The 13529-nt window shown below is 49.3% G+C and carries 10 protein-coding genes and 1 riboswitch; of the genes, 9 read left to right on the top strand and 1 reads right to left on the bottom strand.

Annotated elements, in window-relative coordinates; translation table 11 throughout:
- Positions 1-3: 3 nt before the first annotated feature.
- The 9 genes from NWF31_RS03475 (at position 4) to NWF31_RS03435 (ending at position 11757) form a co-directional block, all read left to right on the top strand.
- On the top strand, positions 4-1185 hold the full coding sequence (locus tag NWF31_RS03475; protein ID WP_258359117.1) for an acetyl-CoA C-acetyltransferase: 1182 nt from the start codon (positions 4-6) through the stop codon (positions 1183-1185).
- A gap of 67 nt (positions 1186-1252) precedes the next feature.
- Positions 1253-1903: a CoA transferase subunit A gene (locus NWF31_RS03470; RefSeq protein WP_258359116.1), complete on the top strand. Its 651-nt coding sequence runs from the start codon at positions 1253-1255 to the stop codon at positions 1901-1903.
- A gap of 21 nt (positions 1904-1924) precedes the next feature.
- Complete coding sequence (locus NWF31_RS03465) at positions 1925-2590, top strand: CoA transferase subunit B (protein ID WP_258359115.1); 666 nt, start codon at positions 1925-1927, stop codon at positions 2588-2590.
- An 85-nt stretch (positions 2591-2675) separates the two neighbouring features.
- Positions 2676-4070 carry an SLC13 family permease gene (locus tag NWF31_RS03460; RefSeq protein ID WP_258359114.1) on the top strand — a complete coding sequence of 465 codons (1395 nt, stop codon included), beginning with the start codon at positions 2676-2678 and terminating at the stop codon, positions 4068-4070.
- 310 nt (positions 4071-4380) lie between these two features.
- Positions 4381-6936 (top strand): cation-translocating P-type ATPase, encoded by a 2556-nt coding sequence (locus NWF31_RS03455; RefSeq protein WP_258359113.1) that lies wholly within the window; start codon positions 4381-4383, stop codon positions 6934-6936.
- Positions 6937-6950: 14 nt separating this feature from the next.
- Complete coding sequence (locus NWF31_RS14885) at positions 6951-7088, top strand: hypothetical protein (protein WP_422880237.1); 138 nt, start codon at positions 6951-6953, stop codon at positions 7086-7088.
- 111 nt (positions 7089-7199) lie between these two features.
- Positions 7200-7258: riboswitch (Fluoride riboswitch) on the top strand.
- Positions 7259-7482: 224 nt separating this feature from the next.
- Entirely contained in the window at positions 7483-8640 is a 1158-nt protein-coding gene (locus tag NWF31_RS03445) for an MFS transporter (RefSeq protein WP_258359112.1), read from the top strand.
- A 31-nt stretch (positions 8641-8671) separates the two neighbouring features.
- The gene (locus NWF31_RS03440; protein WP_258359111.1) at positions 8672-10201 is read left to right on the top strand and encodes a MutS-related protein; all 1530 of its coding nucleotides are present in this window, start codon (positions 8672-8674) and stop codon (positions 10199-10201) included.
- Positions 10198-11757, top strand: a complete 1560-nt coding sequence (locus tag NWF31_RS03435) for a MutS-related protein (protein ID WP_258359110.1) — start codon at positions 10198-10200, stop codon at positions 11755-11757. Before NWF31_RS03440 ends, NWF31_RS03435 begins: the two co-directional genes overlap by 4 nt.
- Here NWF31_RS03435 and NWF31_RS03430 read toward each other — a convergent pair.
- Positions 11655-13502 (bottom strand): dynamin family protein, encoded by a 1848-nt coding sequence (locus NWF31_RS03430; protein ID WP_258359109.1) that lies wholly within the window; start codon positions 13500-13502, stop codon positions 11655-11657. The genes NWF31_RS03435 and NWF31_RS03430 overlap by 103 nt on opposite strands.
- Between the last annotated feature and the right edge of the window lie 27 nt (positions 13503-13529).

The following is a 13529-nucleotide window of genomic DNA, read 5'->3' as shown; positions in this document are numbered from 1 at the left end:
CATATGACCGAAGTAGTTATTTTAAGCGCCGTACGCACAGCCATAGGCCGTTTCGGGGGTACATTAAAAGACATACCGGCCTACGAACTGGGAGCCGTGGTAATTAAGGAGGCTTTGCAGCGGGCGAAGATTGAACCGGCACAGGTTGACGAAGTGATTATGGGCAACGTACTGCAGGCAGGCCAGGGCCAGAACCCGGCCAGGCAGGCGACCTTAAAAGCGGGCCTGGGTGTTGAGGTCCCGGCCATGACTGTAAATATTGTATGCGGTTCCGGCCTGCGGGCGATAACCATGGGAGCCAGCCTTATTGCCGGCGGCGAAGCCGATGTTGTTGTTGCCGGGGGTATGGAGAACATGTCCCAGGCACCCTACGCCCTGCCCGGGGGACGATGGGGCATGCGAATGGGTGACCAGCAAGTTGTGGATCTCATGATCAAGGATGGCCTGTGGGACGCTTTTAACAATTACCATATGGGAATTACTGCCGAGAACCTGGCCGAAAAATACAACATCAGCAGGGAAGAACAGGATATATTTGCCCTGGAAAGCCAGAGAAGGGCTGAAAAAGCGATTAAAGAAGGACGTTTCCGTGAAGAGATCGTACCGGTTACCATACCACGGCCAAAAGGAGAAGAGCTTATATTTGACCAGGACGAGCATCCCCGTTTTGGGAGCACCATAGAATCCCTGGCAAAACTGCGGCCTTCATTCAAAAAGGACGGGACAGTCACTGCCGGGAACGCCTCGGGTATTAACGATGCTGCCGCAGCAGTAGTATTGTGCTCCGCCTGGAAAGCGGAAAGCCTGGGCCTGAAACCCCTTGCCCTGGTGCGTGGCTGGGGTGTTGCCGGTGTGGACCCCAGCATCATGGGCATCGGGCCCGTAGAAGCCACCCGCAAGGCCTTGAAAATTGCCGGTTTAACCCTGGCCGATATTGACCTGGTAGAAGCCAATGAGGCTTTTGCGGCCCAGTGCCTGGCAGTAGCCAGGGAACTGGGACTGGACATGAACAGGACCAACGTCAACGGAGGAGCTATAGCCCTGGGACACCCCATAGGTGCCAGCGGGACCCGCATCCTGGTAACCCTCCTGCACGAGATGCAGAAGCGCGCAAGCCGCTATGGCCTGGCAACCCTTTGCGTAGGAGGGGGAATGGGAGTTACCGCCGTTATAGAAAAAATCTAATCCCCTGGCAGTACCACAGGAACCGGGTCTGAATTTACAATAGAAGACATGTCTGGAGGTGGATTATATGCCTAAAATAATGACAGCAAAAGAAGCAGTAGCAAACATTAAGGATGGCATGTCCGTGATGGTCGGCGGTTTTATGGGGGCAGGGACACCGGAAAGCCTTATAGATGCCCTGGTAGAAAAAGGAGCCCGTGATCTGGTGCTCATATCCAATGACACATGCTTTCCGGGGAAGGGCAACGGCAAACTCGTAGATGCAGGATGCCTTAAAAAAGTAATTGCTTCCCATATTGGCACCAATCCTGTCACGGGCAGGTTGATGACCAGTGGTGAGCTGGAAGTTACCCTTGTTCCCCAGGGTACCCTGGCAGAACAGATTCGTGCGGCCGGTGTGGGGTTGGGGGGCATATTGACGCCTACGGGTGTAGGTACTGAAGTAGAAAAAAATAAAAGCGTTATCGCAATCAACGGGCACCAGTACCTGCTGGAATTGCCCATCAAGGCGGATATAGCCCTACTCAAAGCCTACAAAGCCGATAAAGCGGGCAACTTAACGTACAGGCGGGCGGCGCGGAACTTTAACCCGATTATGGCCATGGCTGCCGGGCTGGTAATCGCTGAAGTAGAAGAAATTGTTGAAATCGGGGAACTTGACCCGGATGAAATTATTACGCCGGGAATTTTTGTGGACTTATTGGTACAAAGAAGCTAAACATCATGGGGGGTGGGTTATATGGCCAATGACAACAAAGCCATTATAGCTAAAAGGGTTGCCCGTGAACTAAAAGACGGGGATGTCGTTAATCTTGGTATAGGGTTGCCAACCCTGGTAGCCAATTATATTCCTTCCGGGATAAAAGTCTGGTTACAATCGGAAAACGGCCTGATCGGGATGGGCCCGGCGCCTGAAGAAGGGAAAGAGGACAGGGATATAGTTGATGCCGGGGGCAGGCCGGTAACTATTCTTCCCGGGGGGGCGTGTTTTGACAGCGCTACTTCTTTCGGGATGATCAGGGGCGGGCATATTGATGTTACTGTTCTTGGCGCCCTGGAGGTTGATGAAAGAGGTAATCTTGCCAACTGGATGATCCCGGGCAAGCTGGTGCCGGGTATGGGCGGTGCCATGGACCTGACGGTAGGAGCCAGAAGAGTAATTGTGGCCACCGAGCATAACCTTAAAGACGGCAGTCCTAAAATTGTCGAGCGCTGTTCACTACCTCTTACTGCCGCAGGCGAGGTAAACCTCATAGTTACGGAACTGGCGGTAATTGAGGTTACTCCTGAAGGCTTGCTTCTTAAAGAAATTGCCTCAAACACTACTGTAGAAGAAGTTCAAAGGCGTACCGGGGCCAGGTTGCTGTTTGCCGAAAAAATTACTACTATGGATATAGAACCTTAATATAAGGTAAAAATCCATTAACGGCAGCCCTGGAGGGCTGCTTTATTTAATTTTAAGGACGTATATAAAAAAGGTGGTCTAGTAAATGAGTAACAGGAAAAGAATTATTGGTCTCCTGATAGGAATATCAATATTTTTGCTTACGTTTTTCTTGTCGCCGCCAGCCGGGATGAGCGCTGCCGGTAAAAACGCATTCGGAATTTTGCTGGGCGGCATCGTTCTGTGGATAACGGATGTATTTCCGATCGCCGTTACAGCCTTATTACTAATGATCTTATTACCTTTATACGGGGTTACCCCAAAACTGGCCGATGTCTTCAAGGATTTCGTAAGCCCTACGATCTTTTTTCTAATCGCCACTTTCGCCCTGACAACCATAATTATGAAAACGCCCCTTGCCAATCGTTTAACTGCGACACTTTTTCGCTTTGCCAGGGGTGATTCTAAGAAGATAGTTCTGGGGTTTATGATGGCTACTGCCGTTTTGTCCTCAGTTCTATCAAATGTCCCGACAACAGCTCTGGTTGCAGCAATTGCCATTTCCGCACTTCAGAAAAGTGTACCCGATATGTATAAGTCAAACCTGGTCAAGGCGACAATGATAGGCGTTCCCTTTGCCGCGGCAGTGGGAGGTCTTATGACACCCGCCGGGACACCGAACAACATTATGGCTATATATCTTTTAGAAGAAGCCATCCATATCAAGATTACCTTCCTGCAATGGATGATCGTCGGTGTTCCTCTTAGTTTGCTCACTGTATTGTTTTGCTGGCTCTGGATTATCAGGGTCTTTAAGCCGGAGACTGTCAACCCGCAAACGATGGCTGCTTTCAATGAAACATTTGCGAGTACGGGTCCTTTTTCAATGGAAGAGAAGAAAGCAGTTATTATTATTACAGCGATGTTTATTTTGTGGATAGCCAGCACCTGGTACCCGGTTTTTGATACTACCCTGGTTGCCATATGCGGCCTTATAGTAATGTTCCTGCCCGGGATGGATTTACTAACCTGGCAGGAATTCAACCGGGACGCCGGGTGGGATTTAATCCTTATGATAGGAGGCATCCAGGCTGTGACTGCCGGCATCTTGAAATCCGGCGGCGCGACCTGGGTAGTAAACAATGCCCTGGCCGGTGCCCAGCAATGGCATCCTTTCGTAGTACTTCTAATGGCTTCGGCTATAATGGCATTACTCCACCTCCTGGTGCCGGCCGGACCCGCGATTGTGGGAATGGCGGTTCCTCCCATGGCCGCCCTGGCATTAAGCATAGGGGTCAACCCGGTAGTTATGGCAATTATAGTAGTTGTATGGGCCAGTATAACTTTTTTACTGCCAATAGATATGGTGTTGCTGATTACTTACAGCAAGGGATACCATACATCGACGGATTTATTCAAGGCCGGGTGGTTGCCAACACTGTTTCTTATTATCCTGACAGCCGTTGCCGTTCCTTTCCTGGTAAGTCTTGCAGGACTTTAGATAAGGGGAAAAGGGGAAGATAATTTCTGGAGAAAAGCTGATTTAGCTTAATCCGAAGTTGACACCAAGGTTTTTCTCGTATAAAATTTAACTAAATCAAAGGGGAGTAGCTCGTAGGCTTTTTAGCCTGTTGACCAGGGCGACAGTACGCATCTGTAAGAGCCGCCCTGGTCCCAGGAGCTAACTTGGGAGCAAGACCTTTGTTTGGTGCTTTTTGCACTGGACAAAGGTCTTTTATTTTACATTTTCTAACGGGTTATGGGTGATGGTAATGTTAAAGCTCAACACAAACCGGGAGGAGGATTATAATTTGCCAGAGAAGAAATGGTATGCCATGGAGATCCAGCAGGTCTGCCGGGAACTCAATTCAGACCTGCATCAGGGGCTGAATCAAGAGGAGGCTAACGAACGATTAAAGATCTACGGCCCCAATGTTTTAAAGGAGCCGCCCCCACGCAGCATTTTTTCCATGTTTATAGGGCAGCTAAAGGAAATTCTGGTTTTAATCCTGATAGGAGCGGCGATCATCTCTGGTATACTGGGCGAATGGGAAGATTCTATTGTTATCCTTGTGATCGTAGTGTTGAATGCCGTTCTGGGCGTGTATCAAGAGAATAAGGCTGAGCAGGCCCTTAAAGCTTTAAAGGAGATGACCAAACCTGCAGCCAAAGTTGTCCGGAATGGAATGGTAACGCAGGTTGACGCAGGCGAACTGGTCCCTGGTGATATAGTATTATTAGATGCAGGAGATTCTGTACCGGCTGATGCCAGGCTGATCGAGGCAGCTTCCCTACGGGCAAACGAAGCCGCCTTAACGGGCGAGTCGGTACCGGTAGAAAAGGACCCTGCCATGATAGCGGCCGGTGAAGTCCTGGTGGGCGATCGGAAAAACATGCTCTTTATGGGTACTATTATTACCAGCGGACGCGGTAAGGCCCTGGTGGTGGAAACAGGGATGAACACCCAACTGGGCCGTATCGCGCAGCTGCTTCAGGAAACGCCGCTGGAACCTACACCGTTGCAACGGCGCTTGACTGAACTTGGTAAATTTTTGGGAATGGCTGCAGGAATAATTGTGGCCCTGGTGTTTGTCACCGGGTTATGGCGGGGCGAAGATGTTCTGGAAATGTTTATGACTGCTATCAGCCTGGCAGTAGCAGCAGTTCCGGAAGGCCTGCCCGCCGTAGTGACCATTGTACTTGCCCTGGGGGTTACCAGGATGAGCCGGCGGCAGGCTGTTATTAGAAAACTGCCGGCGGTTGAAACCCTGGGCACGGCAACTGTTATTTGTTCTGACAAGACGGGTACCCTTACCAAAAATGAAATGACTGTTACCCGAATTTATACAGCCGGTAACTTCCTGCAGGTAACTGGTAATGGTTACCAGACTGACGGCCGGTTCCTGAACCAGCAGGGGAATGAAATAGCTCCTTTAACTGATCGTAACCTGCAATTAATGCTCCTGGGCGGATTGTTAAATAATGACGCCAGGTTAGAGGCAACAGAGAGGGGATACCGCATAATCGGCGATCCAACGGAGGGAGCCCTGGTAGTGGTAGCAGCCAAATCAGGTTTGATAAAGGAGAAGGTAGAGAAGACCTACCCCCGGCTGGCCGAAATCCCTTTTGATTCCGCCCGTAAAATGATGACCACCTTTCACCATATAGATGGCTCAATTCAATCCTTTACCAAGGGAGCCCCCGATCTATTGCTGGCCCGCTCTACCAGAGTAATGACCAGGCAAGGAATTGAACCTCTAACTGCTGAAATGCGTACCCGGCTTTTGCAAATTAACTCTCAGTTGGCGTCCCAGGGGCAACGCGTACTGGCCCTGGCTGTCCGCCGGTGGCCTGAAATTCCGGCTGGCCTCTCACCGGATATCGCCGAGCAGGACCTTACCTTTGTCGGTTTTTATGCCATGCAGGATCCACCGCGTCCCGAGGTCAAGGAAGCGGTGGCTGTCAGCCGCCGGGCAGGTATCCGGACGGTAATGATCACCGGTGACCACCAGGAAACAGCCATGGCCATCGCGAAAGAACTGGGTATCTGGCAGCAGGGTGACGACGTCCTGACCGGTGCGCAACTGGACCAGATGGACGACCAACAACTGAAAGAGGTGGTAAACCGCGTCACCGTCTACGCCAGGGTATCCCCTGAGGATAAACTCCGCATCGTAGCAGCCCTAAAGGAACACAAACATGTTGTGGCCATGACCGGCGATGGCGTTAATGACGCCCCGGCCCTCAAACGGGCCGATATTGGTGCTGCTATGGGGATTACCGGTACCGAGGTGGCCAAAGAAGCCTCAGATATGGTATTGTTAGACGATAATTTTGCCACCATCATCAATGCGGTTGAAGAAGGGAGAACCATCTACGACAATATTCGCAAGTCTATCCAGTATCTCCTTTCCTGCAACACCGGTGAGATTGTTGCTATCTTTTCTGCCATTTTACTGGGCTTGGGTAGTCCCCTGACACCTATCCAGATACTGTGGTTAAACCTGGTTACTGACGGCCCTCCTGCCCTGGCCCTGGGCCTGGAGCCACCGGAAAAAGGCGTTATGGATCGCCCCCCTCGTAAACCTAGGGAAGGAGTATTTGCCGGGGGTATGGGCATAAAAATTGTTTGGCAGGGGACCATGATCGGGCTGCTAACCCTGTTTTCATACTGGCTAGCCCTTAGCTGGGGACGGACCCTGGAGGAAGCCCGTACCATGGCTTTTGTAACTATGGCTCTGTCGCAACTGGTTCACTCCTTCAATGTCCGGAGCATGGAACAGTCCCTCCTGTCGATAGGATTGGGAACCAACCGCAGTTTGACATATGCTATCCTGGCCTCAATATCTCTTCAAGCGCCGCTGTAGTCTTCATTCCTTTTTTGCGTGGTATCTTTGAGACGGTTTTGCTGCGTACCGGCGACTGGGCGGTAGTCCTGGGCCTGAGTCTTGTTCCCCTGGTGGCTGTGGAAATAAGCAAACTTTTGGGTAAGCTGAAGTTGGCAGAAGGTAGGCTTTGATGCCGGTTAATCTTAATGTACAAAGAAAGACTTGTAATATTAGACGCGGCTGCTATAATATTCTTTAGACGAAACACGTGGGGTAAAATAAAACATATTTTTAACCTGAAATTAAAAAACGGCGATGGAGCTCGCCTAATGCTCAGTGAGCTAATAGCTCCTACCGAAAGCGACCAGTGATCGGTAGGAGCTTTTTTAGTGTTTTATTCTGCCACGGGCTTTTTTGAAAGCTCAAACCGATCCCTGGTCTAGCATAAAAAAGGGGGTTTGAATTTATAGTGGAAAACATGTGGCTCGTGGCGGCCGAGTGGCTGGGTTTAGCTTTAGTAGGCGGTTTATTGGCCGGTTGGACAGGGATCTCCATTTCCTTGATGGAAATAGCGGAGGTTTACTGATGGCGGAAAAAAAGGTATTTAAATTTATTATCTTACTCGGGATTGTCAGCCTCTTTTCCGATATGACCTATGAAGGGGCGCGCAGCATTACCGGGCCTTTCCTGGCGGTGCTGGGAGCCAGCGGGGCAGTGGTTGGGTTCGTTGCCGGGCTAGGTGAATTGCTGGGTTACGGCGTTCGGTTGATTTCCGGTTATTTAAGCGACCGTACAGGGAAATACTGGCCCATTACTATTCTGGGATATATTCTCAACCTTTTTGCGGTACCCCTTTTGGCCCTGGCAGGTAACTGGCAGCTAGCAGCAATCTTGATGATTACTGAGCGCGTGGGGAAAGCTATTCGTACTCCTGCCCGCGATGCCATGCTTTCCCACGCTACTTCGGAAGTGGGAAGGGGATGGGGATTTGGCCTCCATGAGGCTATGGATCAAATCGGGGCCATTGCCGGTCCTCTGATTATAGCTTTAGTACTTTATTTAAGAGGCGGTTATAAAACAGGGTTTGCCATCTTATTTATTCCGGCTTTCCTAGCGATTACAGTCCTTGCTGTTGCCAGGCTTTTATACCCAACTCCAAAGGAGCTTGAAGCGACCCAAGCCATCCCTGCGGGCAAGGGATTACCAAGAACATTTTGGCTCTACCTGGTAGCAGTTACTTTCATAGCGGCAGGGTATGTTGATTATCCCTTGATTGCCTATCATTTAGGCAAGGGGTCGCTGGTAGCAAGTAATTGGATCCCCGTACTTTATGCCGTCGCCATGGGGGCGGATGCCCTCGCGGCCCTGATTTTTGGGTATTTGTATGACCTTATAGGTATTTACGTCCTGGCTATAGCTGCCATGGTTTCCTCTATGTTTGCCCCCCTGGTATTTTTCGGGGGATTCGCCATGGTCCTGGTCGGCATGGTAATTTGGGGCATTGGCATGGGGGCCCAGGAATCCGTCTTACGCGCCGCCGTGGCCAATATGATCCCCATTGACCGGCGGGGTACAGCATACGGGGTTTTTAACACCATTTATGGTATATTCTGGTTCGCGGGCAGTGCATTGATGGGAATGCTTTACGATTTTTCGGCGGGATACGTTGTGGCCTTTTCAGTAGCAACCCAGTTGTTTTCCGTGTTACTGATGCTTTATGTCGGTAAAAAGGCTATGCGTTGAATCCCCTCTTAATATCGAGGTGGGTTTTCTCATGACTTTCCAGAGCATACTATTTAAAAATCCTGAAGATGTAAAAGAAACAGTCACGGTGCCCGGTTTCTTTGGTGATTTAAATCTGGACCAGATTATAGACGCCATCACGGCCGGGAAAGATGAATATAATTTAAAACCGTTTTTTTACACTCCGTTAAACGATATCGACGCGATCGTCTATCGCCAGGAAATAATGCAGGAACTGGAAGATGAAACTTTATTTGAGCAGATAAAATCGTTTGCCCAAAAAATACGCACAATGCGCGAACATCTTGCCCAGGCGAGCAAGCTCCATTATAAATACCAGAAAGAAAGATATTTTTTAGATGCGGTAGAAATTTACTGCGACGCCGTGAATTGCCTGGTCGACGATTTGAGCCTTACCGAGTTAAAATCACGGGGTTTCCTGGCCTTCCGTGAATATTTAACGAACTATAGCCAATCAGAACCTTTTAGTTCCCTGCTGGCAGAAACGAAAAAGCTGCAGGCCGAGTTGGCGACAGTAAAATATTGCTTGCTTATAAAGGGTAACCGTATCTCGGTCCGCAAATATGAAGGGGAGATTGATTATGGTAAGGAAGTGGAAAAAACATTCGAGAGATTCCGGCAGGGGGCGGTGAAGGATTACCGGGTTGAATTTTCCACTTGGCTGGATATGAACCATATAGAAGCCCAAATACTTGATCTGGTCACCCGATTGTATCCCGATATATTTTTGCATCTTGATAATTACTGTGCAGAAAACGGCAATTATCTGGATGAAACGATAGCCGTTTTTGATCGGGAGATACAATTTTACATTGCTTATCTGGAGTACATCGCTATATTAAAACAAAAGGGATTGAAATTTTGTTACCCACAAATTACCAATAAATGCAAGGAAATATATGATTATGAAGGATTTGATTTAGCCCTGGCGTATAAACTCGCCAGGGAAGGCGCGACCGTTGTCTGCAACGACTTTTACCTGAGGGGTAAAGAGCGCATATTTGTAGTAACCGGTCCGAACCAGGGCGGTAAAACAACCTTCGCCCGCACCTTCGGACAGCTGCATTATTTAGCCAGCCTAGGCTGTCCCGTCCCGGGCAGGGAAGCGCATCTCTTTCTGTTCGACAAGCTTTTTACCCATTTTGAAAAAGAAGAGAACATCAAAAATCTCTATGGTAAACTGCAGGATGACCTGCTCAGAATTCATGATATCCTCAGCCAGTCCACTTCCAACAGCATTATCATCATGAACGAGATTTTTACTTCTACAACTTTGAAAGATGCTGTTTATTTAAGCCGTAAAGTTATGGAAAAGATAATACAAATGGATCTACTATGCGTTTGCGTTACATTCATCGATGAATTGGCCTTTTTAAGTGAAAAAATCGTAAGTATGGTCGGTACGGTAGTACCCGAAAATCCGGCAGTGCGAACATATAAGATTGTCCGAAGGCCTGCCGATGGACTAGCATACGCGCTGGCGATTGCCGAAAAGTACCGTCTCACTTACGATTGGTTAATGGAGCGGATAAAATTATGAAAGTTTTTCTCATGTATAAAGATCGTAATTTTGACTTGCAGCAAGAATTACCATCCAATGCCCAAGCCCTGATCCAAGACCTGGCCCTGGATACGCTATTTAACGCCATGGCGTGCGGTGACGAGTTTTTATTTGAAGTGGCCAGGAAAGCCCTTTTGGCCGGTTTAAATAATGATCCGGACATAATAATATACCGGCAGGATATTTTAAAAGATTGCCTGGAAAACCCCGCCATTATCAGGGCCATCTATGATATCGCGATAGAATCGATTGAAAGGGAGAAAAAGAATTACTTAGGTATTTTCAGCAGGTACCCCGCTGCCATATTGCATAGATCGCTGGAAGTATTACAGCTGTTTGTGGAGATGCTGAAAAAACTAAGAACTATAGCCGATGAACATGCCGGTAAATTTAGGTCGGAAGGTTTTACGGCCTTTTTCAAAATGCTTAATAGAGAACTTAGCGATGAATATTTCGCCATTATCCAAAAGCACCTACGGGAACTACAATTTCGTGGAGGTGTTTTGATCAGCGCTGAATTGGGCAAAGGCAATAAGGGTAACAACTATATACTTCGTAAACCCCTGGATAAAAAACAGGGCTGGATGGAGAGGATCTTTGGGCCCAGACCGGCCGTCCACACCTTTTCTATCGCCGAGCGCGACGAGAGCGGGGCCAGGGCCCTGGCGGAATTGAAAGACAGGGGGATCAACCTTGTAGCCAATGCCCTCGCCCAGTCCGCCGATCATATTCTTGCTTTTTTTAAAACTTTACGGGCTGAACTGGCCTTTTACATCGGTTGTTTGAATTTGCATGGACGCCTGTCTTCCATAGAGGAATCGGTGTGCTTTCCCCTGCCGGCAGTTCCCGGTGAACGCCGGTATTCTTTTAAAGGCTTATACGACGCCTGCCTGGCTTTAACCCTGGGACGAAAGGTTGTCGGCAATGATGTGAATGCCGACCGTAAAGACCTCGTAATAATCACAGGCGCCAATCAAGGGGGTAAATCGACTTTCCTGCGCAGTATAGGCCTGGCCCAATTGATGATTCAATGCGGCATGTTTGTACCAGCCGAATTTTTCTGTGCCAGTACTTGCGACGGCCTTTTCACCCACTACAAGCGGGAAGAAGACGTTACCATGAAAAGCGGCAAACTCGATGAAGAACTTAACAGAATGAGCGATATCGTAGACCTTATAACGGCGCATTCCATGGTGCTGTTTAATGAATCCTTTGCCGCGACAAACGAAAGGGAAGGCTCGGAGATTGCCAGGCAGATAGTTGGCGCCTTGTTGGATAAGCATATCAGGGTTTTCTTCGTTACCCATTTATATGAATTTGCCCATAGCTTTTACGATAAAAATATGGCAAACGCCCTGTTCCTGCGGGCGGAAAGGCAGGATGACGGAAGTCGAACCTTAAAATTGATCGTAGGGGAACCCTTGCAAACCAGTTATGGCGAAGATTTATACAACAGCATATTCGGAACTTCCTGCCCATCAGATAGCGCTTCGAACCCGGCCTGCAGCTCAGATAATTCCCTGGTAATGGATTGAAACCTGGTAATCTCTTGAACAACATTCTGGGCATGATCAAGGCGTTTCGACCGCGCTACCTGGATGGCGCCGTGGGTGGCATGGATGGTTTCCTGCAGTCGTTCATCAAGGCCGGACCCGAAGCTCCGGAAGGCTTGATTGAGATTCTGCAGTGTAGCCCAACGTAAATTTTCTACATTGTTCAAAACTAGTGCTTCCACCTGCTGCAGCAGGCGGTCTGTCATCCTTTCCCGGCGTATTCTTTGAGGCAACAGGCGGGTGATTATGCCTTCCGGGAGATGGGTAAAGGTAGAATCCCATTTGTGGGTTACCCAGTAAGGCTGGCGTTTCATCGCAAAAGCGCCGGAACTACTGGGCGCATGATAGGGAACGGCAAAAAGCTCGGCGGCTGTTTTCCGTACCGTCTCAATCAGCTCATCAACTCGTTGCTGGTAGGGGCGCAGTACTTCGGTAACTCGCTGATCAAAAACGCGCGCCATTTCATTAAGCTCTGGCTCAAAAAAGTCGGGTATGGCCTGGGCAATGGTTTCGCGAATTACATTTTCATTAATCCCGTTGCCCATTTCGGCCAGGTGATCCCGGACAATACCTTGCAGGTGGCTCCGGGCCTTCTGGCGTAAGGTTTCAGCTTGTTCCTCCAGAAAGGCCGCCATTCGTTTCCTTTCACCGGCCAGGAGATCTCCTATCAAGACGCGTTGCTCCTCGGCTTCCTGAATTTTTTTCGCGAATATTTGCAGGCGCTCATCCAGTTCCGCCAGGGGCATCTCCAGGGAACGAATGGTAAGGTGCAGGCGCATGATAATGTCGGCAATTATATCGGCTGCTTTTTTAGCCAGGGCTGCCTGCAGGGCGTTGTTTTTATCGCGAGCCAGAAAGTCAACCATATAGCGCCAGACTTCTTCCAGGCCGCTGTGCTTCCAGAGGGCGGTATCATTGGTTTTCCGGGCTTCAAGTCCCTGGCGGGCCGATACGCAGAAGATGGGGGGATTTCCTGGGATGCCAGCTTGCTCCCGCAAAACACTTTTGATAAAGGTCAGGAGAGAAGTTATTTCTTCTTTATTTAGGTAGTCTACTTTATTTAAAATGAAAAAGAGGTGGGTGACTTTAGAACGGATCGCCTTTAGAAACTCTACCTCCACCTCGGTTATCGGCGGATCTGCCGAAATGAGGAATAAGGCGGCATCACACTGGGGCAGGAAGTTAAGGGTAGCCTCCGTATTATGCCGGAAAGTGGAACCGATGCCGGGAGTATCGATTAAGACGACTCCGTGACGAAGAAGAGGGGAGGGGTAAAAAACCTCGACCTGGGTTACCTTTTTATGATTTTTAGGATTGCCTGCTTCAGTAACGAATTGCGCCAGGAAAGCAGTTAAAGCCGTGCTGTCCTGCCCTGTAAATTCTTCTTGTGGTAGGTCCTCCTGGCGAAGAACGCGGGCATGGATCTCGGGACTCCAGAGAAGAAAGGTGGGGACGGCAGTCAGGGGCAGGATGGCCGTTGGTAACACTTCTTCGCCCAGAAGGGCGTTTATAAAAGTACTTTTACCGCGCTTGAACTGGCCGAGGACGGCAAGGTGAAAGCGTTCGTTTAACAGCCGTTCTTGTAAGGCCTGGATCTTTTGCCGCGCTTCTGCAAATTCCGGTCCCAGACCTTGCAAAAGCTCCAGGGTTTGTACGAAAAGGGCCCCGGCGTCTTTCTTTAATTCCGTGACAGCCTTTTCTACTCGCCATTGTCTTGCGTGGCTCATAAAAAACTCCTCCAGTTTTTACCTGGT

This window comes from Neomoorella sulfitireducens (assembly GCF_024733845.1).
In the GTDB taxonomy this organism is placed as follows: domain Bacteria; phylum Bacillota; class DSM-521; order Neomoorellales; family Neomoorellaceae; genus Neomoorella; species Neomoorella sulfitireducens.
This window is presented reverse-complemented; position numbering and strand designations above follow the sequence as displayed.

Bases quoted from the DNA above. Each gene is read 5' to 3' on its own strand.
- NWF31_RS03435 (WP_258359110.1), top strand. From the start codon at position 10,198: ATGAAAGTTTTTCTCATGTATAAAGATCGTAATTTTGACTTGCAGCAA.
- NWF31_RS03460 (WP_258359114.1), top strand. From the start codon at position 2,676: ATGAGTAACAGGAAAAGAATTATTGGTCTCCTGATAGGAATATCAATA.
- NWF31_RS03440 (WP_258359111.1), top strand. From the start codon at position 8,672: ATGACTTTCCAGAGCATACTATTTAAAAATCCTGAAGATGTAAAAGAA.
- NWF31_RS03430 (WP_258359109.1), bottom strand. From the start codon at position 13,502: ATGAGCCACGCAAGACAATGGCGAGTAGAAAAGGCTGTCACGGAATTA.
- NWF31_RS03470 (WP_258359116.1), top strand. From the start codon at position 1,253: ATGCCTAAAATAATGACAGCAAAAGAAGCAGTAGCAAACATTAAGGAT.
- NWF31_RS03475 (WP_258359117.1), top strand. From the start codon at position 4: ATGACCGAAGTAGTTATTTTAAGCGCCGTACGCACAGCCATAGGCCGT.
- NWF31_RS03465 (WP_258359115.1), top strand. From the start codon at position 1,925: ATGGCCAATGACAACAAAGCCATTATAGCTAAAAGGGTTGCCCGTGAA.
- NWF31_RS03445 (WP_258359112.1), top strand. From the start codon at position 7,483: ATGGCGGAAAAAAAGGTATTTAAATTTATTATCTTACTCGGGATTGTC.